The sequence below is a fragment of the Cellulophaga sp. RHA_52 genome, assembly GCF_007827205.1.
GTDB lineage: Bacteria > Bacteroidota > Bacteroidia > Flavobacteriales > Flavobacteriaceae > Cellulophaga > Cellulophaga lytica.
In genome coordinates this window covers 994,852-1,017,887 of record NZ_VIRZ01000001.1, presented here as the reverse complement: position 1 = coordinate 1,017,887, position 23,036 = coordinate 994,852, and the positions used below count along the sequence as shown (strand labels likewise).

Annotated in this window: 20 protein-coding genes and 1 tRNA gene; 8 read left to right on the top strand and 13 right to left on the bottom strand. The window is 32.2% G+C overall.

Going from position 1 to position 23,036, the window contains the following annotated elements; genetic code table 11:
• Positions 1 to 18 precede the first annotated feature (18 nt).
• The 5 genes from JM80_RS04425 (at position 19) to JM80_RS04405 (ending at position 4,378) form a co-directional block, all read left to right on the top strand.
• Positions 19 to 942, top strand: coding sequence for a DUF6607 family protein (locus tag JM80_RS04425; protein ID WP_144709329.1), 924 nt, complete (start codon positions 19 to 21; stop codon positions 940 to 942).
• On the top strand, positions 926 to 1,450 hold the full coding sequence (locus JM80_RS04420; protein WP_051456128.1) for an FMN-binding protein: 525 nt from the start codon (positions 926 to 928) through the stop codon (positions 1,448 to 1,450). The genes JM80_RS04425 and JM80_RS04420 overlap by 17 nt, the downstream gene beginning before the upstream one ends.
• Positions 1,451 to 1,461: 11 nt before the next feature.
• Complete coding sequence (locus tag JM80_RS04415; protein WP_013620775.1) at positions 1,462 to 1,818, top strand: hypothetical protein; 357 nt, start codon at positions 1,462 to 1,464, stop codon at positions 1,816 to 1,818.
• Positions 1,819 to 1,873: 55 nt separating this feature from the next.
• On the top strand, positions 1,874 to 3,133 hold the full coding sequence (locus JM80_RS04410; RefSeq protein ID WP_144709328.1) for an MFS transporter: 1,260 nt from the start codon (positions 1,874 to 1,876) through the stop codon (positions 3,131 to 3,133).
• A 123-nt stretch (positions 3,134 to 3,256) separates the two neighbouring features.
• Positions 3,257 to 4,378 carry an OmpA family protein gene (locus JM80_RS04405; protein ID WP_144709327.1) on the top strand — a complete coding sequence of 374 codons (1,122 nt, stop codon included), beginning with the start codon at positions 3,257 to 3,259 and terminating at the stop codon, positions 4,376 to 4,378.
• On the opposite strand, the gene JM80_RS04400 is transcribed toward JM80_RS04405, so the two are convergent.
• The 10 genes from JM80_RS04400 to JM80_RS04355 all read right to left on the bottom strand — a co-directional run bounded on the left by JM80_RS04400 (position 4,375) and on the right by JM80_RS04355 (position 12,668).
• Positions 4,375 to 5,142, bottom strand: a complete 768-nt coding sequence (locus JM80_RS04400; RefSeq protein ID WP_144709326.1) for a UDP-2,3-diacylglucosamine diphosphatase — start codon at positions 5,140 to 5,142, stop codon at positions 4,375 to 4,377. The genes JM80_RS04405 and JM80_RS04400 overlap by 4 nt on opposite strands.
• 29 nt (positions 5,143 to 5,171) lie before the next feature.
• Entirely contained in the window at positions 5,172 to 5,621 is a 450-nt protein-coding gene (locus JM80_RS04395) for a 6-carboxytetrahydropterin synthase (RefSeq protein ID WP_144709325.1), read from the bottom strand.
• Positions 5,622 to 5,809: 188 nt separating this feature from the next.
• Positions 5,810 to 6,439 (bottom strand): carbonic anhydrase family protein, encoded by a 630-nt coding sequence (locus JM80_RS04390; protein ID WP_013620780.1) that lies wholly within the window; start codon positions 6,437 to 6,439, stop codon positions 5,810 to 5,812.
• A 36-nt stretch (positions 6,440 to 6,475) separates the two neighbouring features.
• A complete protein-coding gene (locus JM80_RS04385) occupies positions 6,476 to 7,249 on the bottom strand; it encodes a universal stress protein (RefSeq protein WP_013620781.1) in 774 nt (257 codons plus the stop codon).
• Between the two features lie 5 nt (positions 7,250 to 7,254).
• A complete protein-coding gene (locus tag JM80_RS04380) occupies positions 7,255 to 8,847 on the bottom strand; it encodes a SulP family inorganic anion transporter (RefSeq protein WP_042257316.1) in 1,593 nt (530 codons plus the stop codon).
• A 96-nt stretch (positions 8,848 to 8,943) separates the two neighbouring features.
• Complete coding sequence (locus JM80_RS04375) at positions 8,944 to 9,228, bottom strand: hypothetical protein (protein WP_013620783.1); 285 nt, start codon at positions 9,226 to 9,228, stop codon at positions 8,944 to 8,946.
• 262 nt (positions 9,229 to 9,490) lie between these two features.
• Entirely contained in the window at positions 9,491 to 10,015 is a 525-nt protein-coding gene (locus tag JM80_RS04370) for a DUF4199 domain-containing protein (RefSeq protein WP_144709324.1), read from the bottom strand.
• Positions 10,016 to 10,021: 6 nt separating this feature from the next.
• Positions 10,022 to 10,789, bottom strand: a complete 768-nt coding sequence (locus JM80_RS04365) for an enoyl-CoA hydratase/isomerase family protein (protein WP_013620786.1) — start codon at positions 10,787 to 10,789, stop codon at positions 10,022 to 10,024.
• A gap of 30 nt (positions 10,790 to 10,819) precedes the next feature.
• Positions 10,820 to 12,154, bottom strand: coding sequence for an MATE family efflux transporter (locus JM80_RS04360; RefSeq protein WP_013620787.1), 1,335 nt, complete (start codon positions 12,152 to 12,154; stop codon positions 10,820 to 10,822).
• A gap of 13 nt (positions 12,155 to 12,167) precedes the next feature.
• A complete protein-coding gene (locus JM80_RS04355; RefSeq protein ID WP_144709323.1) occupies positions 12,168 to 12,668 on the bottom strand; it encodes a GNAT family N-acetyltransferase in 501 nt (166 codons plus the stop codon).
• A 134-nt stretch (positions 12,669 to 12,802) separates the two neighbouring features.
• On the opposite strand from JM80_RS04355, the gene JM80_RS04350 reads away from it, so the two are divergent.
• The 3 genes from JM80_RS04350 to JM80_RS04340 all read left to right on the top strand — a co-directional run bounded on the left by JM80_RS04350 (position 12,803) and on the right by JM80_RS04340 (position 15,107).
• The gene (locus tag JM80_RS04350; RefSeq protein WP_013620789.1) at positions 12,803 to 13,606 is read left to right on the top strand and encodes a universal stress protein; all 804 of its coding nucleotides are present in this window, start codon (positions 12,803 to 12,805) and stop codon (positions 13,604 to 13,606) included.
• 9 nt (positions 13,607 to 13,615) lie between these two features.
• Positions 13,616 to 13,692 (top strand) — tRNA-Ala (locus JM80_RS04345).
• Positions 13,693 to 13,820: 128 nt separating this feature from the next.
• Positions 13,821 to 15,107 (top strand): integrin alpha, encoded by a 1,287-nt coding sequence (locus JM80_RS04340; RefSeq protein WP_222428948.1) that lies wholly within the window; start codon positions 13,821 to 13,823, stop codon positions 15,105 to 15,107.
• Positions 15,108 to 15,185: 78 nt separating this feature from the next.
• On the opposite strand, the gene JM80_RS04335 is transcribed toward JM80_RS04340, so the two are convergent.
• The 3 genes from JM80_RS04335 to JM80_RS04325 form a co-directional block, all read right to left on the bottom strand.
• Positions 15,186 to 18,002 carry a pitrilysin family protein gene (locus JM80_RS04335; RefSeq protein WP_144709322.1) on the bottom strand — a complete coding sequence of 939 codons (2,817 nt, stop codon included), beginning with the start codon at positions 18,000 to 18,002 and terminating at the stop codon, positions 15,186 to 15,188.
• Positions 18,003 to 18,148: 146 nt separating this feature from the next.
• A complete protein-coding gene (locus JM80_RS04330) occupies positions 18,149 to 19,492 on the bottom strand; it encodes a RagB/SusD family nutrient uptake outer membrane protein (RefSeq protein ID WP_144709321.1) in 1,344 nt (447 codons plus the stop codon).
• A 13-nt stretch (positions 19,493 to 19,505) separates the two neighbouring features.
• Positions 19,506 to 22,931, bottom strand: coding sequence for a TonB-dependent receptor (locus JM80_RS04325; RefSeq protein ID WP_255436642.1), 3,426 nt, complete (start codon positions 22,929 to 22,931; stop codon positions 19,506 to 19,508).
• Between the last annotated feature and the right edge of the window lie 105 nt (positions 22,932 to 23,036).

Sequence of the window (23,036 nt, the reverse complement as noted above, 5' to 3'; positions counted from 1 at the left end):
ACACACAAATACACAATTATGAAAAAAGTACTTTTTTTAGCCATAGCAATAGTTGGCTTTAGTTTGCAAGGAGTTGCACAAGACAAAAAACAATTAGACAAAGAATCTATTAAAGATATGTGTGGTTGTTTTAAAGTGAATTTTAAGTACACAGAAACTTTTGCTCCAGAAATTGATTATGAAAAGCATTTAGATTATACCTCTGGAGCTTTAGAATGGGCAGAGTTAATTGAAGATGAAAACAACAAACTGTCTATACAGCACCTATTGGTTATAAAAGATACTATGGTAATTAAGCATTGGAGGCAAGATTGGTTGTATGAAAACAATCGTGTTTTTCATTACGATAAAGACAACAAGTGGGTATTTACAGAGTTACCGGAAAATGAAGTAAAAGGACAATGGACACAATTGGTTTACCAAGTAGATGATAGCCCTAGATACTCTGGATCTGCAACTTGGATACATGCAGATGGCAAAAATTACTGGGAAAACAAATCAGATTCTCCATTACCAAGAAGAGAATACTCTAAAAGAAGTGATTATAATGTAATGGCAAGAGGCAACCGCCAAGAAATTACAGATTACGGTTGGTTACATGAGCAAGATAATGATAAAATTATTAGAGAAACCGGAAAAAAAGACGTCCTTTTAGCTCAGGAAAAAGGATATAACACCTATGTAAGAGTACCAGATGAGCAATGTAAAGCTGCAAAAGATTGGTGGAAAAATAATAAGAAATTTTGGGCAAAAGTTAGATCTGCTTGGAATAAAGTATACACTAAAAACAGTGAAATAGAACTTGCTAAAGCTGTAGATAAAAAACCATTATTTATGCATTTTTATGAGTTAGAAAAAAAGAATGCTAACGAAAAAGAAATCCTTGCATTAATACAAAAATTTGCATCAACCAAAACAACAGAAAATGCACCAGGAAAATAAAAGAACTACCCTACTATGTATTGCTTTTACATTTTTGTTACTGGCGTTTACTACCCCTCAACTACCAGAAAAATTACAAAAAAAAGTAGATGCAGCTATAAGCTTTGCTTACGGTACAGAATCTTTTAGTTTAAGCGGAATCACAAGTGATGTGATTCCGCCTAAAGATTATGTTTTTAAAATTAACACAGATGCAGAGTTGCTAGGTTACGCATACGTTGGACAAGCAAATAGTATGAAAAATGTATTTGACTATGTGGTGTTTGTAAACAAGGATTTAAGCATTAAAAAAACAAAAGTTTTAATTTACAGAGAAGACCACGGCAGGCAAATAGGAGCACAGCGTTGGCTAAAACAATTTATTGGTTTATCTGTAAACAAAAAACCAGTGTATGGCGAAAATGTAGACGCTATTTCTGGTGCAACTATTTCTGCAAAAAGTATGACAATTGCGGTTAAAGATGTGCTAGAAACTATTCAGAAATTAAACAATAAAAAACTTCTTTAACCTATACGATTATGAGAGACATAGACGCTATTTATTATAATGATTTTGGAATTGCCTTTCATTGGAAAAAAGAGACTAAAAATTACCGAAGTAAAATACAAGTAGTGTTTAGAGATACTGGTTTTTTACTTACTCATAAGGAGTTAATACGTTTTGCAGAGCATGTACAAAACACTATGAACTCTAATGCCGTTTGCAGTTGTTGCGCTAAAAAAAAATCGTGCAGAGCTATGTTATTAGAAACACCAGTACCACAAGTTAGTTTGGCTGTTAGCGTTAATGAGTTAACAGCGATAAACGACTTAATAGAGGGCACTATTTTTCAGTTAAACATAGATAATTTTTTAAGTGACATCTGTAACAATTAAGTTTAGTAACTCTTTGTTAATTGTAATACATTTACACTAACTAAACAGTTATAAAATGGATCCGTACGCAGCACTACGCTACAAAGAATTTAATACTTTTTTACTAGTTAGGTTTGCTATGGTATTTGCGTGGTCTATGCAATTTATAGTTATAGAGTGGCAAGTGTACTCCTTAACTAAAGATCCGCTTTCGTTAGGTATAATTGGACTTATGGAGGTTATTCCTGCAGTGTCTATGGCGCTATTTGCAGGGCATATTGTAGACCAAAAAGAAAAAAGAAACCTTTTAATTAAATGCATTTTAGGGTTTTCTGTAATTAGCTTTGGCTTGTTTGTTATTAGTATGCCAAGTGTTATAGCGCAAACTACTACCAAGACAATTTTATACACTACCTATTTTTTAGTTTTTTTAGGGGGCTTGGTACGTGCGTTTTTAGGCCCTACTATTTTTTCGTTAATTGCCTTAATTGTTCCAAAAAAAATATACCCAAATGCTGCTACGTGGAGTAGTACTACTTGGCAAATGGCATCTGTTTTAGGTCCTGCTTTAGCTGGCTTTTTTATAAGTTGGATTGGTGTTCACTGGTCTATGTGTGTAATTTTTGGGTTTTCGTTATTTGCTTTAATTGTATTACTGCAAATTCCTAAAAAACCCATTCTTAATCCTAAAATAGGCGAGCCAGTTTTTAAGAGTTTAAAAGAAGGACTAACCTTTGTTTTTAAAACTAAAGCTGTATTAGGCGCATTAACTTTAGATATGATTGCCGTACTATTTGGTGGCGCTGTTGCTCTATTACCTGTTTTTGCACAAGATATTTTACAAGTAGGCTCAGAAGGCTTTGGAGTATTAAGAGCCGCGCCAGCTGTTGGCGCAGCGTTAATGATGTTAATGTCTACCCGTTTTCCGCTACACAAATTTGCTGGTAAAAAACTACTACTTGCTGTATTTGCTTTTGGTATTTGTATAATTGTTTTTGGATTGTCTACCTATTTTTGGGTGTCTGTTGCTGCCTTATTTTTTAGTGGTGCTGTAGACGGTGTGTCTATGATTATAAGGCAAACTATTTTACAATTAAAAACACCAGATCATATGCGTGGCAGAGTAGCCTCTGTAAATTCTATGTTTGTAGGCTCTTCTAATGAGCTTGGTGCTTTTGAAAGCGGACTTACAGCTAAATTAATGGGTACTGTAACCGCAGTGGTTTTTGGCGGAACAATGACGTTGATTACCGTTGGTGCCACTGCTATTTTTTCTCCTAGCTTTAGAAAATTAGACCTAAGTAAAGATGTAGAAGAGCACCAAAAAGAAGAATAATTTTGCTTTAATATTCTATTCTTTTAACAAAATAAAATCCTATTTGTTTACGTTTACTATATGATAAAAGCTGGCAAATTCTTTACTGTAGTACTTAAAGAAACAGTTATCAACCTATAAAAAATGAGAACATTATATACAGTATGCTTTGCCATATTTATTGGTGCATTTGGAGCTGCACAAAACCTTGTTAAAAACTCTAGTTTTGAAGATTATAAACATTGCCCAGAAGACATTGGCAGGTTTACAAACAATGTAGTAGATTGGTCTACACTACAAGGCACTACAGATTACTTAAATTCTTGTAGTAGAACTGTTGGTTTTTTTAACCACAACGGCAAACAAATAGCTCGTAGCGGTTTTGCTTACGCTGGCATTTTTACATACTCTAATAAAGATTATAGAGAATATATACAAGGCTCTTTAAATGAAAAACTAGAAAAAGACAAAAAATATATTGTTACCTTTTATGTAAGCTTAGCGGATTATGCTACGCTTGCAATTTCTGATTTTAGTATTGTTTTTAGCAACAAACCTATTGCTGGCTCTACTATAACAAACAGCAAAAAAACCTTAGTTACACACAAAACACTGTCTAAAATTAATGGTTTAGTGTACGACCATTATATGCAAACAGATCCTATTTTTTATAAGAGCAAACAAATTTGGATGCAAGTTTACATTCCTTTTACCGCTAAAGGATACGAAACTAATTTTACCATTGGAAATTTTGCTAGCAATAGTAGAACCCAAAAAATGAAAGTCTCTGAGGTAAACGAAAAAGATTTCTCATACTATTACATAGATGATGTTAGTGTTGAAGCAAAAGACCGAGAATTGCCTCCTTTGTATGCTGAAACTGTACCACAAAAAGCAGATGCTACACCAAAAATAGAGCGCAATAAAGTATACACGTTTAAAAATGTTTTATTTGAGTTTAATAAGGCTGATTTACTAACTGCTTCTGAAGAAGAAATAAATGTATTAACTACAATTTTACGCAACAACAGCAGGCTTTCTATAGAGATTTACGGGCATACCGATGCTGTTGGTTCTAAAGAACGTAACTTAGAACTTAGTAACCAACGTGCTAAAGCTGTGGCGAGCTATTTAATTGATAGTGGAATTGATGAAAACCGTGTAAAATGGATAGGATATGGCAGTAGCAAACCTGTAGCTGATAACACTACTGAAGAAGGCCGTACACAAAACAGAAGGGTAGAGTTTAAGATGCTAGAAAATTAATTTTCTAACTTTTCTAAACTTAGTTGTTCGCCATTAAAAACTGCGTAGGTATAGTAACCAATCCAGTCACCAAGGTTAATGTAGGTAGATTTTCCGTTTAGGTCTATAGTCATTGGTAAATGGCGGTGTCCAAAAACAAAATAATCATAATGTTTGGTTTCTAATTTGCGTTTTGCATATTGCACCAACCACTCATTATCTTCTCCTAAAAACTTTACATCATCATCACCTGAAATTGCTTTGTTTTTTACTGAAAAATATTGAGCTAAAGATACCCCAATATCTGGGTGCAACCACCTGTAAAACCATTTAGAAACAGGGTTTGTAAACACCTTTTTCATTCTTTTGTACCCCTTATCATGTGGTCCTAGACCATCTCCGTGACCAATAAAAAATGACGTATTGTTAAATAAAAATTGCTGAGGTGTGTGGTAAACTGGTATGTTTAATTCTTCTTCAAAATAACCATCCATCCAAAGATCATGATTACCTACAAAATAATACACAGGTATGCCAGCATCAGTAAGCTCTGCAAGTTTACCTAAGGTCCTTGTAAAACCTTTAGGCACTACAGTTTTATACTCAAACCAAAAATCAAATAAATCTCCTAACAAAAAAATTGCAGCAGCATCTTCTTTAGCATTATCTAACCAAGCAACAAACTTTTTCTCTCTTGGCTTGCTTTCTGCCATAGTAGGCGCACCCAAGTGGTTGTCACTTGCAAAGTATACTTTTTTACCTTTAGGAATTGTAATTTTTTTCATTGCTAGTAAAGATACGTAAACAGATTTTTTTAGTTATCTGCCGCGTACCATTCTGCAAAAGAAGAGTCTGTTTCTTGCAGTTTTAATGAGTGCAAACTAATGTTTTCTGGCAATCTGGCTTTAATTTTTGCAGCAAAATCTATCACCATATTTTCACTAGTTGGTTGGTAATCTGCAAGTATTACACTGTGCCCTCTTTGCATTAACTCATTTGCCAACTCCATATGTGGTGTGTTTTTATTAAAAACCGTAGCATGGTCATACACATCTACAATTTCTTCTTTAACTATCTTTTTAAGATCGCCAAAGTCTATAACCATTCCCCATTTTACATTAGTATTATCTGCTATTGGAGCCCCAATTACGGTAACAGATAATTTATAACTATGTCCGTGTACATTTCTACATTTTCCATCATAACCATATAGTGCGTGACCGGTTTCAAAACTAAACTGTTTTGTTATTCTAATATTACTCATAGTTACTTATTTGCACTGCAAAGGTATTATTTTACGGCAGATGTTTTTACTTAAGAACAAATAAAATCTCTACCAAATAGCTAATTAAGACAAAACAATTGCCTTTTTAACTAATGATAGAGATTTATACGTTTGCCTTTTTACTAGATTAACGCTATAAAGCTTAGTGTTGTGGCTATTTATAGTTTTTACTCAAAAAAAGTAACAGCACCAGAGTTAATATCATACATAGCGCCAACTATTTTAATTTCTCCTTTACTTTGCATATCTGCTAAAACTTCACTTTCTGCAACAATCCTGTCTATAGTAAGTTGTACGTTTTTAGCAGCTACATTATCTACAAATTCTAAGTTTTTAGAGTTACGTAAGCTTTCATCTGCTGGTTCTGATACTGCTTCTACTGCAGGCTTAATTTTGCTTAACATTGCTGTTAAGTTTCCTAATTCTGCATTATCACAAGCTCCTTTTACTGCACCACAGCTAGTATGTCCTAAAACTACAATTAGTTTTGTGCCTGCTAGTTTACAGCCAAACTCCATACTACCTAAAATATCTTCGTTTACAAAGTTACCTGCAATACGTACACTAAAAATATCTCCTAAACCTTGGTCAAAAACCAATTCTGCAGATACTCTAGAATCTATACAGCTTAATATTGTTGCAAAAGGAAACTGGCCTTCACTAGTATCATTAACTTGCTCTAGTAAGTTACGATTTGCTTTTAAGTTGCTTTGAAATCTTTGGTTTCCTTCTTTTAAAAATTGCAATGACTTTTCTGGTGTCATTGTAGCTTGTGTTTCTTTTGTATGTGCTTTCATATATTATATTTTTAGTTATTATTTTTTTAATGTTTACTACGCGTTAGCATATAAGAGTAAAGAAACATTTGTTTTATCTATTACACTATTTATACCTCTAGTAGCCCTATTTACACACAGTAGGTTAATGTTACTTTTTGTTAAGTAATTAGCTATGTTTTGTATGGCATTGTCTCCTTGCTCAAAAACATATGTTACTGCATTTTTAGAGTTTTGCATATCAGTTAAATTGCTTCCTTTTTCTACTACAGAAAAAGAAGTTAATGGCTGCTGACTGTGCTTAATTAAATCTTGCGTAAATTTTAAATTTAGTGGTTCTTCATTTTTATTTAAAACTCCCAATGCTAATGTATCTATGGGTTTAACAGCGCCATCATTAGCAGCTATCATAATTACTCCTTTGTAATTTTTAAGCACAAAGTCTGTAACATGATCACCAATTACATTTATCATCTTAGGTTTTCTTTTTCCTAGAACAATAATATCTGGTTGCTGTTCTTCTATTTGTTTAGCTATTTCATTTTTAACGTTTCCAAAAGAAAAACTGTATTTAATTTTTATGTTTTGTACTTTAGAAATTGGTTTAATTATAGCACTAATTATACGGTCTGTACTATTGTACTGCTCATTAATAGCACGCATAGCAGACAGTTGGTTGTCTCTAACAACTACATCAGATGCTTTTTTTACATGAAAAAAAGATACATCTCCGTTTATCATTTTTGCAAGGTTAACAGTACTTTTTACAGTAGATACTGTTGTCTTTTTTAAATCTGATAATACAAGAATTTTATATTTCTTTTTTAACATAGTAATTAGCTTAAACTAATTTTAGATTTTGGTCTTAGTTTAAAAAATTCTATAAAACTATCTGGGTTCTCTACTATACCTCTTTTAGAAATTAGCTTAATATCAATATTACGTTCTTTTGCTTTAAAGGCAAAATCTTCTAATATTTCAATAATATCATAGTCTAAGTATCTAGTTTTAGTAACATCAAATTCTAAGTATGTATCTCTTGGCAAACTATCTAATTCTTTTAAAATAGCTCCTTTGTTAAAAAAAGTAACTTCTTCTGCAAGAGACATTTTAATTTTGTGTTTACCATTACTGTTATCCTCTATGTGTAAAAAGTGAGAATTTTGGTAACTTTTAAGTAAAATTACAACTATACCAACAGCCAAACCTAAACCTATACCTACTAGTAAATCTGTAAAAACAATACCAGCTACTGTAACAAAAAATGGGATAGACTGTTTCCAACCTAGTTTGTACATTTTAGCAAATAAAGCTGGTTTAGCCAACTTATAACCTACAATTAATAAAATTGCAGCTAATACAGATAACGGAATTTTATTAAGTAACGTTGGTATAAGTATTACAGAAATTAATAACAAAAATCCATGTAAAATTGCAGACATTTTTGTTTTTGCGTTAGACTGTATGTTTGCAGAACTTCTTACAATAACCTGTGTAATTGGCAAACCACCAATTAAACCAGAAATAATATTACCTGTTCCTTGCGCTAATAACTCTCTATTTGTAGGAGTTACGCTTTTTTCTGGGTCTAGTTTATCTGTAGCTTCTACACACAATAAAGTTTCTAAACTTGCTACTAAAGCTATAGTAAAAGCTGTAACCCAAATTGCAGGATTAGTAATTGCTGAAAAATTAGGAAAACTAAACTGACCAAGAAAAGAGTCAAAACTATCTGGCACAGGCACACTTACTAAATGCGCAGGTGAAATTGCCAAAGCATCATTAGTTTGTGTTACTACGTAAAATATAATACCAACAGCAACAGCTACTAAAGGACCTTGTATTACTTCAAAAAACTTTCCTTTTTTAACAAGAACATTGCTCCAAAGTAATAATATACCTAAACTTATAAGACCTACTACTGTAGGACCAACTGCTATATTATCAAAAATATTAAAGATAGCAGAAAAGGTATTTTCACCAGAAGCCTCTATAAAACTATCTGCTCCTTCTGGTTCTGCATCATACCCAAAAAAGTGTGGAATTTGTTTTAAAATAATAATGATACCAATACCTGTTAACATCCCTTTAATTACTGAAGAAGGAAAGTAATACCCAATAATACCAGCTTTTAAAAACCCAAAAACCAATTGTATTATACCTCCTAAAACAACGGCTACTAAGAAGTTTTCATAACCTCCTAATGAGCCAATTGCAGTTAGTACAATAGCTGCTAAACCTGCTGCAGGTCCACTAACCCCAACTCTAGAGCCACTTAAGCCTCCTACTATAATACCACCAATTATACCGGCAATTAAACCTGAAAAAAGTGGTGCTCCACTAGCCAATGCAATACCTAAACATAATGGTAATGCAACAAAGAATACGACAATACTCGCTGGTAAGTCGCTTTTTAAATTTTTAAACATAAACATAGTAAATTTTGCCTCTTGAGCATATTTTTATCAAGAGGGTATTAAAATAAATTAATAATAACTACACTACCGTGCGTAGTTAAAGCCTAATTATACTATGTGGTACTCGGGAGGGGGCGAAACAAGGTTAATAAGAGGTCTAGGGTATTTTTTATCTGAATACCCTTGCTTTTCTCTTTTTAAAACGTAAGAAACGTTTGTTTCAGAAAAACTGTCTACGCTTAAATATTTTTTAGCGCAATTATCTTCTTCTTCAGAAATGGAATAAAAAGCAGAAATATCTACAGAATCATTCACCATAGTAATTATGGTTGGCGCAGATAAAAACGCCAAGAATAATACGGTAAAAAATATAGAAATAATCTTTTTATACATTTCTTTTAATAATCAGAAGTTTACAAATATAAAACCAAAACGCTTTATATAAAATAGCTAACCCTTAAAAAAATGTTAACAAAAACATTTTTAAGTAATTAACCATAATTATTCTTTATATAGTATACAGGTCTTTAAACCTGTATACTATTTACTTTCTTTTATACTTTTTGCTATTTCTAACTCTGTTAAACACATAAACTCCTACTACAAATAGTGCTAGTAATGGAAATACAATATCACCTCCCATAATTTTATTTTTTTATTTCTTTTTATTTTTATTTTTATTTTTATTTTTATTTTTATTTTTATTTTTATTTTTAATGATAAAAGACACAATTGCTGCCGTTACCACTCCCATAGATAACGATGTAAATATGCCTTGTCGTATATAATTATTAATGTTAAAATATTCTTCTGCGTTTTCTTGAGTCATTTTTCCTGCTCCTACAATGTACTCTGTAATGTTAGAAAAATACTCAGGAGATATGTAAACGTACGTAATGTATTGCGTAGCCGGACTTAATATAGCTATTACTGCACTTAAAACAATACCGCTAATAAAACCTTCTTTCCAAGTAATTACACCTTTATAATCTGTTTGTTTTTTATCTTTTAAAGCAAAAACATATATAGCAATAGCAACTACACCAAACAAGTTGGTATATATTAAATGTTCACTAACTTGGTCTGTATGCCATCCCAATTGTTTTTCTATGTATGCCCATAAAAGTGCAAAACCAGTAAAGATAAAACCCCATTTTATCTCTGTTTTAAACTTATTCATAAAAGCTTATTTTCTATATTTTGATAATGCATTTTTAGTAAAATCTGACAATACTAACTTACCAGAAATTATTGCTCTTTCTTTTAACAATGCATCCCAATTTTCTGTTCCTTGCCACAATATTGTTTTCATTTCTTGCAAGGCTTCTGGGTTGTATGATGCCAGTTTTTCTGTAAAAATTTCAATTTCTTTATCCATTTCTTTAATTGAGCCAAATACTTTTGCAAACAAACCTTTGTCTTTTGCCCAATATGCACTTTGCCAATCTGTAGCAGCTAAAGATAGTTCTGCTAAACCACTTTTACCAACTTTGCGTTCTACTGCCGGAGCAATTACAAATGGGCCAATACCAATAGATAGTTCTGATAATTTTATGGATGCCGCCTCAGTAGCAAAAGCATAATCACAAGCCGCAGCTAAACCAACACCGCCACCAACAGTTTTACCTTGTACACGGCCAACAATTAGTTTTTTGCATTTGCGCATGGCGTTAATAACGTTTGCAAAACCACTAAAAAATTGTTGCCCTTCATCTAAGTTTGTAACCTCCATTAACTCATCAAAAGAAGCTCCTGCACAAAAAGCTTTTTCACCTTCAGACTTTAAAACAATAACATTTACCGTTTGGTCTTCTGATAATTTTAAAATTTCTTTGGTTAACCTATCTAGCAATTCTGCAACAAATGAATTACTTGCCGGATGACCAAATTCTACTGTTGCTATTTTATTATCTATATTGGTATATAAACTACCGTTTGCTCTTGTTGTACCCATAAAAACCTTTTTATTGTGTAAAATTCAAAATTACGTTTTTTGCAAGAGCGGACGAAACTTTGTGTTAAATTTAACCACCAATGCACCACCTCTTATTAGCATCCAAACCACAAAAGACAACCAAATTCCTGTAAAGCCCCAACCTAACTCTTTACTTAGGTATAACATAGGTACAAAACCTAAAAAAGTAGCATCTAAAAGTGTATCTCTTAAATATTTCATTTCACCTAAGCCTTTAAATAATCCATCAAAAACAAAAGCTACAGCATTAATTGGTAAACTTAAAATTATAATATAAAAAACAGCGTAAAAAGTATCCAAAGCAACTTGTTCATTAGAAAAAATTTTACCTATAGGGTAATAAAAAACAAAGCCTAAAACTGCCAAAACCAAACTAACTGTTATTCCATATTGAAGAATTTTTTTAGCCAACAGCCAAAGGCTATTATAATCTTTGGCACCTAATAATTTACCTCCTAAAATATTACCTGCAGCGCCATAACCGTCTATAAAAAAAGCAGAAAACAACCACACATTTATAGCTATTGTATGTGCGCCAATAAACCTATCTCCCAAGTCTGTAGCCTCCCTTACCGCTAAAACCAATGCTATATTTAAAGATAAAGCACGTACAAATAAGTTTAAACTCATAATTACCAAACGTCCCAGCTCTGGGTGTATAGGAAAACGTAGCCTTAAACTAATATCTGTTTTTAAAACCAATAAGAAAAATGCTATTATTGCCATAATTGCTTGTGACAGTAAACTTGCCCAAGCAGCACCATCTAAATACATTGGTTCTAAAACGCCTTGTATGCCATACACAAAAATGTAATCTAAAAATATATTTAATACAGCCCCAATTAGGGCTATTACCATTGGCCAACTTGTATTTTGCAAGCCTCTAAAAATGCCCATTACTGCAAACGTAAATAAGGTTAAAGGAAAACCCCAAACCCTAATACCGTAATAAGACACGCAAAACTCTAAAATTTTACCTTTTGCCTTTAAAAACACAAATATTTCTTCTATTACAAAAACTGTAGAAAGCAGTATAATAATGCTAAGTAGTATATTAAAAAAAATAGCTTGTACAGGTAATGTTTTAACCTCGTTTAAACGGCCAGCTCCTAAATACTGAGAAATTATAGCAGAAATAGCACTTCTGGTTTGCCCAAGAATCCAAATAAGCATAGATAAAAAAGAACCAACAATACCTGCTGCTGCCAAAGACTCTAGCCCAAACTTAGGAATATTGCCAACAATAGCTGCATCTGTAATAGATAATAATGGCTCTGATATGCCAGCAATTGTAGCCGGTATAGCTAGCTTGTTTATGTTTTTAAGATTTACAATTTTATTCAAAAAAAAGTGGGTTTTATAAAACTAGTTCAAAACAATGAAAAGGATGTTCACTTTGCTTAGGAAAAAATATATCTCCTAATTGTTTGTAACCTCTGGTTTGGTAAAAATTTACATTTCGTTTGTTTACACTAAAAGTATCTAAACGTACAGATTTAAAGTCATTATTTTTAGCATATTCCTCTGCAAAATTCATCAATTTTTGTGCATAACCTTGGCCTTGGTATTCTGGGTGCACAGATAGCCTGTGTATGTACAAGTTAGCTTCATTACTTGTTAGCCAGGTAATAGGTATGTACTCATCATCCATATGTGTAGACAGTACAATGGTTCCTATTATTTTTTTATCAACTTCTAAAACATATAATTCTTCTTGAGCAATATCATATAAAAAAGCCTGTTTACTTGGGTAGTGCTCGTTCCATTGGTAAATACCATTTTTAATCATAAAAGCTGCACAAGCTTTTGTAACGGTAATAATTTTATCAATTTCTGATTTTTTTGCTAAACGAATCATACGAGGTATAAATTAAATTGTAAATTTAGAGTATAAAATACAACTGATAAAATGTACTAGTATTTTTAATTGGCCATTAACCAAGCCAATAATGTGCATATCTAGTAACCTAATTAAACTGAAAAAAGAGAAAAATGAAGAACATATTGGTTCCTATAGGAACATCTACAGAAAGCCATGAAACATTACAATATGCCGTAGATTTTGCTAAAAATTTTGACGCCACTATTTATGTAATGGAAATTTTTAATGTAAAATCTGCTGGTGCCGGTAGCTTAGCAAATGCTACAGATAAAATTGAAAAAAATAGCAGAGAACAATTGTTAGATGTTGTTAGTAAGGTTGATAAAAAAGGAACTGAAATAAAAATAGCAACCTACCAAGGTGACATTATTGAAGGATTAAAAAAAATAGACAAACAATTTTTAGGAATAGACCTAATTGTTATGGCTCCAAGAAGTAATGATATTAATGAGAGTAATTACCTTGGCAACACATCAGGAAAAATTATTAAACAAACAGATATTCCTACACTTATTGTACCTAAAGGATATGTGTTTAAACCTGTAACTTCTATACTTACAGCTTTTAAATCTGGTATTTTAAAACGAAAAAGAATACTAAACCCTTTAATTACCATTAAAAAGCAATTTAATTGTACCGTAAATTTACTATTGGTAAAAACTCCTGGCTACACAGATGACGACTTAAAAGTAGATACTGCTCTTTTAGATATTAGCTCTAAAATGACACTTTCTGAAAATGCTACTACCTACCTTGGAGTGTTAGAGCACTTTTTAACTAAACAACCAGATATGCTGTGTGTGTTTAGAAGAAAAAGAGGCTTTTTTAAAAAATTATGGGAGAAAAATACCATTGCAAAATCTGAATTTTTTGCTCCTGTACCAGTATTGGTTTTAAGTGTTAAAAAAGACTAAGCTCTTTTTGGGGGATTAGCTCAGCTGGCTAGAGCGCTTGCCTGGCAGGCAAGAGGTCATCGGTTCGACTCCGGTATTCTCCACCATATTGCTTTACAAACAAAAACCCCTTTAGAGTTTTCTAAAGGGGTTTTGATTTCGTTTTAAAGAAAAAAAGTTACTTAATTAAACTATTCTACAATAAAGAGGTCATAGACATATCTAAATTAAATCTATGAAAAAGTTTGCCCTACTAATAGCTGTAGCAACAATAGTAAGTTGTAGCCACGATGACGATTCTAAAAAAGCAGAAACAACTACAATGACTAATGCATACAAAGCAGAAGGCTTTGTTACCATTAATGAAGGACAAGCAGGATTTACTGCGGGCTTAGAAAGTGGAGATAGATTTGGAAGAGATCATGACAAAATAGGAGATGTTGATGGAGATGGAGTAACAGATTTTATTGTTGGCGCTCGTTCTGACGATGATGGAGTTACAGATGCAGGAGCAGTTTATATTTTGTTTATGAACAATGACGGAACAGTAAAATCTAATCAAAAAATATCTATGCTTGCTGGCGGCTTTACAGATACATTAAATGCTGGCAACTTTTTTGGTTATGGCGTAGCAGGTATTGGAGATTACAATAACGATGGTATTCCAGATATAGCCGTTTCTTCTCCTGTAGCTCCAAACAATTCGCTATACATTATACATTTAAACACCGACGGCACCGTTAAGAGTTTTGTTAAGAATGAAAATATTATTGCTAATGGCTTAACTGCTATAGGCGATTTAAACGGAGATAATAGAATAGATTTAGTTGCCTGCGTTCCTGGATCTAATGATGGCGGAAATAATCGTGGTGCTATAGATATATTGTTTTTAAATGATGAGTCTAAAGTTATGTATGGCAATACAGTAACCATTAGTGACACTCAAGGAGGCCTAGGAGCAGGGCTAGAAGATGATGACCAATTTGGCGGTAGAGAAGTTGCTATGCTAGGAGATATAGATAATGACGGAAACAAAGAGTTAGCCGTTGGTGCTTTTATGTCTAACGGAGGTAAGGGAGCAGTTTGGATACTCTCTTTAGACAATACTACTTACAATGTAATCTCTAAAATTAAAATTACTGAAGGCCTAAACGGCTTTACAGATGAATTAACATCTGATGTTAACCCTAATGGTACTTATGGCGCAAATTTTGGACACGCTATGTGTGCTGCAGGAGATATAGATGGCGATGGTATTCCAGATTTAATTACTGGAGCTAACCAACAATATGAAGGCTGGGGCTATATTTTGTACCTAAATGAAGATAAAACGGTTAAATCATTTAGCCGAATTAATAATGATGATGGTGGTTTTGAATTAAATTTAGAATCGGAAGAACGTTTTTCTCGTTCTATATCTTTTGCTGGCGACTTAAAGGGTGATGGTTCTATTGCTGTAAATTTTGGCGGAGGAGCAGGAGGAACAGGAACTTTATATACTTTATTTTTTAGGCATCAGTAAATAACATATTAAACTTAGAAATAATAAAAACCCCTTTACAGTGCGTAAAGGGGTTTTTTGTAAGGGAAAAAGGTGGTTTTATTTTTCTTTCTGAGGCATTAAAATAAGCTCTACTAGGTTAAACTCATTAAAATAAGTATTTGCCATATTTTTAAATTCATTTGATTTTAACTTATTTATCTCTTCATTAAAATTTAAAATATCGCTCATATCTAAATTATTTTCAACTGCGCTTTTAATTTTATAAGCCCAGTAGGAGTTATACTTAATATTAGAGGTATTATTAGCTATTTCTGCTTCTTTAATCTTATTTAAATCTAATTCAGAAGCGCCATTTTTCTTTATTTTATTTATTTCTTCATAGACTTTAGCCTTTAATTTATCTACATTTTCTGGAGCACATGTAAACCTGACACTAAGCCTGTACCAACTGTACGGTTTATCAGTAGCAAAACCAGAAACTTGAACACCATAAACTCCCGACATTTTCTCTCTTAATTCTTGCGTAAGCTTAATTTTTAACAACTTTCCTAATAACATTATTCTTTTTTGTTTATCTATTGAAAAGTCTAATGTTCCTGTAAAGTTTATATCAACTTTAGCCTTTTGCTCTAATCCTTTGTGAAAAGTTTTTTTAATAATCCCTTTTGGTCTTCTTAAGCCAAAATCTACCCAATCACTTGATTTATTTATATTAGAAGGTAAGCTACCGAGGTACTGTGTTACAAAATCTTTTAATTTATCAAGATTAAAACTACCAACAAAAACAAAGTTAAATTCATTTGCATTTTTAAATCGATCATTATAAAAATTGTAAACCTTATCCAGTGAAAGACCTTTTTGTAGTTGCTCTTCTGTAAAAGGGGTTCCTCTTAAGTGATTTTGGGACATAATTTGAGCCTTTTTCTTTTCAAAATAGGCATCAGGGTTTACATCTTGGTCTTTATACAAAGCAAGCATTCTATCTTTTTTAGATTTGAAAACGTTATTATCCTTATTAGGACTTGTAAAGTATAAATAAGTTAATTGTAACATAGTTTCTAAATCTGAAGAGGAGCTTTTACCTGAAAACAACTCATCATAAAAATTTATCCGGGGACGAACAGTTACTGTTTTACCTATATTTAATTTATTTAAATTAATTTCAGATATCCCATTTACGCCACTGGAAGCAATAATATCAGCAGAATTTCTTGCTGAAATATAATCTTCTGCAGATGATGTAGAACTACCTCCTGGTCTAAAACCATTCATAGTAATCATATCATTCTGAAGTTTAGTAGGTTTCGCATAAACCGTAACACCGTTAGATAGTTTCCAAATAGTAACATTTAAATCCTTATTGTACTCTGTTTTAACAATTTGCCCTTTTTTTGGTGTTTTATTAAACAGAACCACATCTTCTAACGTGTCTACATAAGGAGCCACACTTTGCTCTTTGCTATTTTTAAAAATTGACAAAACCTCGTCTTCATTAGGTAGAACTAAACCTTCTTTTTCAGGAGCATTTATTACTATCGATATATTATCTTCTGTAATCCATTTATCTGAAATTTTATTTACATCATCAACTGTTATATCTAAAAAAGCATCCTTGTAAAATTTATACAAAAAAGCTTCACTTGGTATAGAAACATTATCTGTAAAATTATCTATGTATTGTTCTAAATAAAACTTAGAAGATATTTTTCCTCTTTCCTTTACAATAGTAGAAATATTACTAAGCAATTTAATTTTATATCTTTTTAACTCTGTTACAGTAAAACCGTGTTTATTGACTCTTTGACTTTCTAATAGTAAGTGTTCTAAGCCTTCTTGTATCTGTTTTTCTTTTAAATTTGCTTTTAAATAATAACTATCTACATCTCCTAAAAACTTACCTATACCGGCTGTTGCTGATAAAAAAGGAGCATTACCGGATAATGGTACTTCAGATAATCTTTGGCGAAGCATACCAGAATACAACTTTTGAATTAAATCTTCTTTTAAATCTGCAAGCGTAACCTCGTTATCCTTTTTTCTTTTATAATAAATCGCCACACTTGCTCCTCTTGCTTCTTTATCTTTTTGTATAGATATTTTTACTCCTTTATTACTTGGGATTTTATAATAAATACGCTCTCTGCCATTTATTGGGGCTTTAAGAGATTTAAATGTAGATTTAATTTTATCCTCTACTTCATCCACATTAAAATCACCAACTATTATAATTGCCATTAAGCTGGGTCTATACCAGTCCCTATAAAAACGCTTAAGTGCATCATAGTCAGAATTCATAATTACATCTAAAGTACCAATTGGCGACCTATTTGCGTACCTAGAGTTATTTGTTAATACAGGTAAAGATTTGTAATACATTCTAGATCCAGCTCCGCTTCTAGACCTTAATTCTTCTGCTACAACACCTCTTTCATTATCTATTTCTTCGTTAGAAAACGTTATACCATCTGCCCAGTCTCTAAGTATTTGTATACTAACATCAAAAGCTTCTTTATTATCTGTGGGTACCGCTAATTTATAAACTGTTTCATCAAAACTTGTATGTGCATTAAGATCCGCTCCAAACTCTATTCCTAAATTTTGCAAATGATCTATCAATTTATTCTTTTCGAAGTTTTTAGTTCCATTAAATGCCATATGCTCTATAAAGTGAGCAAGGCCTAATTGATCTTCATCTTCTAAAATAGAACCTGCATTTAACACCAAGCGTAAATCTGCTTTATTTTCTGGTTTAGTATTATGCTTAATATAGTATTTAAGTCCGTTTTTTAATACCCCAATTCTAACTGATGGATCTGTAGGTATTGGCTCTTTTAAATTAATTTTTTGTTGAGCACTAAGCGCACAAAAACTTAAAAATAAAAAAGTAAAAATTGTGCTTACTGTTTTTTTCATTTTATATAAGGTTAAAAATTTTGGATTTCTACTTGACTTATAACCAAGCCATAGTAGTATAACTACTCTTAAAGTTTAAGGTATATTAAAACAGGGCTACAGAAAAAGTAACCCTATTATTAAACTAAAAACCAACTCAAATTTTATTATTCGTAACCAGGATTTTGGTCTGCTAATGTAATGGCTCCATTACTATTAATTTCTTCCTCAGGAATAGGCAATATAAATTGATTAGAGCTTATTATGGTAGATTTTAATTCCATAACTTTATTAAAACGTATAGCTGCAAACCATTCACTTCCATTCTCAAAGGCTAACTCACGAGCTATCTCATCAAAGATGTCGTTTTTTAACTCATCTATAGTGGTTGCCTGTGAATCGCCAATTCCAGCTCTATTCCTTATGATATTTAATGGTTTACTACTTTCTTCTAAACTTGCACCACTAAAAGCTAAACCTTCTGCTTTTAATAAGTACATTTCTGCCAAACGCATAAAGTATGTAGGCCTATAGGTCTCTACATTATTTGTCTTTAAAACCGTAGATCCAGAATAAGTAAATTGTTGCCTTGGATCTCCTTCCATTAAATCTGTAAACCAACTGCTTCCAACTCTTCCAAAATAAAAACGTTTACGGTTATTATCCTCACTATCTGAGTTTTCATCTCTATAGGTCATTAATATCATTTCAGAAGAATTCAATCCTTTTGCAAAAGCTTCTTCAAAAGTAGGTTCTAAGGTTACAAAACCCTCATTAATAACCTCATTTGCTGTTGCTGCTGCTTCTTCATATTTACCCTGAAATAAGAGAACTTTAGCTTTTAATGCTTTTGCTGCTGTTTTTGAACCTCTGTAAGATACCGAATACTCTGGTGCTTTTTCTAAGGCAATTTCAATATCCGATAAAATCTGATCATATGTTTCTGCTACAGTACTTCTGGCTTTATTTCTTGTTACAAAATTTGAAGGTTCTGTACGTAAAATTACACCTAAGTTGCTACTAGAATCAAAAAACTGACCAAAATATCTCAGGGCATCAAATGTTGCCATTGCTCTTAAAAAGTGAGCCTCACCTATAATTTCTTCTTTAGCAGCTCTTGTAATTTGGCTGTCTGTGAGTTGAGAAGTTAGTTTAATTGAATTATTAGCAGCATCTATAACTTTATAATAAATCAGCCAAAAATCTCTAACGTAAAAATTATCAAACAAAATATCATTAACAGAAAACTGACCATTTATTGAGCCTCCTCCAGTTTGACTCATAGAACCTACCATTGCACTTGGTATTAACTCTGAATACATATAATACAGAGCATTAGTACGAGATGTAATAGTAGTATATGCACCATTTAATAATGCTTTAGCATCTGTTTCATTCTTTACCACATTTTCTGAGACCAAATTATTTGGGGGATCATTGTCTAACACTTCTGTTAATTCACAAGATGTTATTAAAGATATAATTGATATATATATTATTATTTTTTTCATAGCTGTATTTTTTTTAAAATCCAATTTTAATACCTGTAGTAAATACTTTAGATATAGGAAAACGATTGTTGTCTCTACCTGCACTAATGTCATTATTATACAAGTTTGAAGCCTCTGGATCTGCTCCAGGGTAATCTGTAACTGTAAACAAATTCTGCCCTGTTACATAAACTGATACGCGGTCTATTCCTTTTAATTGGTTTATTAGTTGTTTAGAGAAATTATAACTTAGATTAACTGTTTTTAATCTTAAATAAGATGCATCATAAACATAATGGGTAGAGACTCTATCATTATTGTTTGGATCAAAATATACTGCCCTAGGAATATCTGTATCTGTATTTTCTGGAGACCAAGCGTTTAGCACAGTGTTAATTTTATTTTCTCCAATAAATGTACTGGCGAAGTTTGTTCCTCTTGCTAAACCAAATGCATCCAAATCATTTCCAATAGAGTAGGTAAAAAATGTAGACAAAGAAAAACCTTTATATGTAAAAGTATTATTTATACCCCCAAAGAAATCTGGTTGTGTATCTCCAATTACACGTTGATCTAGATTTGTTATTCTACCATCTGGAACACCATCAGGCCCATTTATGTCTAAAAACTTTATATCTCCTGGAGCCGTTAATGAATTTTGATAGATGCCTGTTTCTGACCCTTCATTTAGATTATCAATTTCTGATTGTTCTTGAAAAAGACCATCTGCTACATAGCCATAAATAAGTCCAATTGGACTCCCTTCTCTAAGTCTACCTCCTCCTGGAAAGCCTGTTAAAAATCCATCATCATCTTTAAAATCATCAGATATCTTAGTTAAAGTATTATCGTTTTTACTGATGTTAAATGACACATTCCAAGCAAAATCTTTTTTTCTAATTATACTTGCTTTTAACTCTAATTCATAGCCTTCATTTTTAGTGTTACCAATATTTGCAATTACTCTATTTACTCCTGTATTACCGGGTGTAATAGCTGTAAACAAGGCATCTTTAGTTTCTTTTGTATAGTAACCTAATGTACCTGATAAACGAGAATTGAATAAAGAAAAATCTAATCCTAAATCAAATTGATCTGTTGTTTCCCATTTCAATTTATCATTACCTAACTGTGTTAATATTATTGATGGGTCTGGTCCATAATCTTCAGTTTCATACAATGTTCTCCAAGCATAATCTCCAAAATCTTGCTGACCAGTTTTACCTAAACTGGCTCTAATTTTTAATTCATCGATAAACTTATTATTTCTCAAGAAAGGTTCTCCTGATATTCTCCATGCTAATGCTGCTGCTGGGAAAAATGCATATTGGTTATCTTTTGCAAACTTAGATGAACCATCTACCCTGGCAGACAACGTTAATAAATACTTATTATCATAATCATAATTTACTCTTCCAAAATAAGATTCTAAGCCAGAACCAGATTCAAAAGATGAAGCGTCTGTAAATACCGTTGCGCTATTAATATTAGTTAGTACATCATTAAAAAAGCCTTCCCCCCAACCTTTAGTATTAGAGGACTTATTTTTCTCAAAAGATACTCCTACAACGGAGTTTATATTATGTTTACCAAAAAAACCTTCATAGGTTAATGTATTTTGCCAAAGTGTATTAGTAAACCTACTCCTACTCTCTTGAGCATAACCGTCTCCATCTCCAGTTAATCTTCCCCAACCACCAGTAAATGTGTACGCAGGATAGAAACTTTTTTGGTTTCCGTTATTGTAGTTTAAAGAAAAAAGAGATTTTAATTTTAATCCTTTCGCCAACTTTATTTGTGTATAAATTGAACCTAACACGAGTAGTGTTACATTACTGTTAGTACCGTTAGACCGTGCTACCGGATTCTCTGAATTAAACTGACTAGAAAATGAGTAGTTACCACCCTCATCAAAAACAGTTAAATCTGGTCTAAAATTGTATATTAATTGAGTTAGACCTCCATCTACAGATTCTTGATCTGTTGAGGACACATTTAACTTAGTGCCAAATGACCAACGATCATTTATTTTTGTATCTAAATTTGTGTTAAAGGTGTACTTATCAAATCCAGTATTATCATAAACACCTTCTTGAGTATTTACACCTAAGGATGCACTATACCTAGTAGTTTTGGATCCTCCATACACATTTAAGTTATATGCAGTTGCTAAAGGTATTCCTGGACCAACTTCTTTTTCCCAATCTGTATCTGCATCCCCAAAGTATGAGCCATCTAAAACACTACGAGCAAAAGCATCATTTCTAGAACCATTTGTAACTGCCTGTGTCCAAACATCCTTAAATTGAGCAGCGTTTAAAACATCTAATGTTTGTGCATTTTGACTACTAAAAGACACACTAGCATCAAATTTTGTTTTACCAGAGTATACACCTTGTTTTGTATTTATAATGATTACTCCATTTGCAGCTCTAGAGCCATAAATTGCAGCTGCAGATGCATCTTTCAAAATACTAATAGATTCTATATCTGATGTATTTATATTTCCTATAGGTGTACTTAACCCCTCTTGTGCTAACTCATTACCCAAATTACCTCCTTCTGTGCCTCCTATTGGTATATTGCTATTTGGCACAACAGGGATACCATCTATTACAAATAAAGGCTGATTAGAACCCAATAACGAAGTAGTACCTCTAATTCTAATTCTTGCAGCTGCTCCTGGTTGCCCTGTAGAACTAGACACATAAACACCAGCAACTTGGCCTTGTAAAGCATTGTCTATATTTACAGTAGGTGCTTGGTTTGCTATATTTTTTACATCTATAGTAGATACGGAGCCTGTTAAATTTTCCTTTTTTACTTTTCCATAGCCCACAAGAACCACTTCTTCCATTTTTTCAATAGACTCCTTTAATGTTACATTTATTGTGGATTTGTTATTTATTAATATCTCAGAATTCTGAAAACCAATGTAAGAGAAAACCAGTACATCATTACCATTGTTTGCTACAATAGTATACTTACCATCTTTATTTGCAGAAACACCTCTACCGGTTCCCTTAACTACTACCGTAGCTCCTAACAAGGGGATGCCATTTTCATCAACAATCTTACCTTTTACTTCAAACTGCTGTGATACAATTTCTAACTTTTCTTTTTCTAAATTTGACTTTCTAGAATTGTGTTTTAAGATTATTTGATTTTTCTTTATTTTAAAAGTAGTTCCCGTTCCTTTAAATAAATCCTCTAAGGTTGACTCTATTCTTTTATCTTTTACGTTTATAGAAACCTTACTGTTTAAGTTAACATCTGTGTTCTTGAAAAAGAAACTTAAATCTGTTTTTGACTCTATATCCTGTAACACCTCAAAAAGGTTAACATTATATAATTCTAGTGTCACTTTAGTCTTTTGCGAGTAGCCTTCACTAGCAAGCATTTGAAACATTACAGTAATAAAAAGTAAAAAGGAGAGTTTCATCTTTAAATCTAACTTCATAAACACCCAAATTTTGAGTGCTCTTTCATTGTTTTTTTTCATATTTTTACGTGATTTTAGGTTGGTGATTCAGCTTATTTAATCAACATTTTTAAAAATTCGGGG

What these genes read in the sequence shown, in the direction of transcription:
- JM80_RS04425 (WP_144709329.1), top strand. Translation starts at nt 19, where the DNA reads ATGAAAAAAGTACTTTTTTTAGCCATAGCAATAGTTGGCTTTAGTTTG.
- JM80_RS04420 (WP_051456128.1), top strand. Translation starts at nt 926, where the DNA reads ATGCACCAGGAAAATAAAAGAACTACCCTACTATGTATTGCTTTTACA.
- JM80_RS04415 (WP_013620775.1), top strand. Translation starts at nt 1,462, where the DNA reads ATGAGAGACATAGACGCTATTTATTATAATGATTTTGGAATTGCCTTT.
- JM80_RS04410 (WP_144709328.1), top strand. Translation starts at nt 1,874, where the DNA reads ATGGATCCGTACGCAGCACTACGCTACAAAGAATTTAATACTTTTTTA.
- JM80_RS04405 (WP_144709327.1), top strand. Translation starts at nt 3,257, where the DNA reads ATGAGAACATTATATACAGTATGCTTTGCCATATTTATTGGTGCATTT.
- JM80_RS04400 (WP_144709326.1), bottom strand. Translation starts at nt 5,142, where the DNA reads ATGAAAAAAATTACAATTCCTAAAGGTAAAAAAGTATACTTTGCAAGT.
- JM80_RS04395 (WP_144709325.1), bottom strand. Translation starts at nt 5,621, where the DNA reads ATGAGTAATATTAGAATAACAAAACAGTTTAGTTTTGAAACCGGTCAC.
- JM80_RS04390 (WP_013620780.1), bottom strand. Translation starts at nt 6,439, where the DNA reads ATGAAAGCACATACAAAAGAAACACAAGCTACAATGACACCAGAAAAG.
- JM80_RS04385 (WP_013620781.1), bottom strand. Translation starts at nt 7,249, where the DNA reads ATGTTAAAAAAGAAATATAAAATTCTTGTATTATCAGATTTAAAAAAG.
- JM80_RS04380 (WP_042257316.1), bottom strand. Translation starts at nt 8,847, where the DNA reads ATGTTTAAAAATTTAAAAAGCGACTTACCAGCGAGTATTGTCGTATTC.
- JM80_RS04375 (WP_013620783.1), bottom strand. Translation starts at nt 9,228, where the DNA reads ATGTATAAAAAGATTATTTCTATATTTTTTACCGTATTATTCTTGGCG.
- JM80_RS04370 (WP_144709324.1), bottom strand. Translation starts at nt 10,015, where the DNA reads ATGAATAAGTTTAAAACAGAGATAAAATGGGGTTTTATCTTTACTGGT.
- JM80_RS04365 (WP_013620786.1), bottom strand. Translation starts at nt 10,789, where the DNA reads ATGGGTACAACAAGAGCAAACGGTAGTTTATATACCAATATAGATAAT.
- JM80_RS04355 (WP_144709323.1), bottom strand. Translation starts at nt 12,668, where the DNA reads ATGATTCGTTTAGCAAAAAAATCAGAAATTGATAAAATTATTACCGTT.
- JM80_RS04350 (WP_013620789.1), top strand. Translation starts at nt 12,803, where the DNA reads ATGAAGAACATATTGGTTCCTATAGGAACATCTACAGAAAGCCATGAA.
- JM80_RS04340 (WP_222428948.1), top strand. Translation starts at nt 13,821, where the DNA reads ATGAAAAAGTTTGCCCTACTAATAGCTGTAGCAACAATAGTAAGTTGT.
- JM80_RS04335 (WP_144709322.1), bottom strand. Translation starts at nt 18,002, where the DNA reads ATGAAAAAAACAGTAAGCACAATTTTTACTTTTTTATTTTTAAGTTTT.
- JM80_RS04330 (WP_144709321.1), bottom strand. Translation starts at nt 19,492, where the DNA reads ATGAAAAAAATAATAATATATATATCAATTATATCTTTAATAACATCT.
- JM80_RS04325 (WP_255436642.1), bottom strand. Translation starts at nt 22,931, where the DNA reads ATGAAGTTAGATTTAAAGATGAAACTCTCCTTTTTACTTTTTATTACT.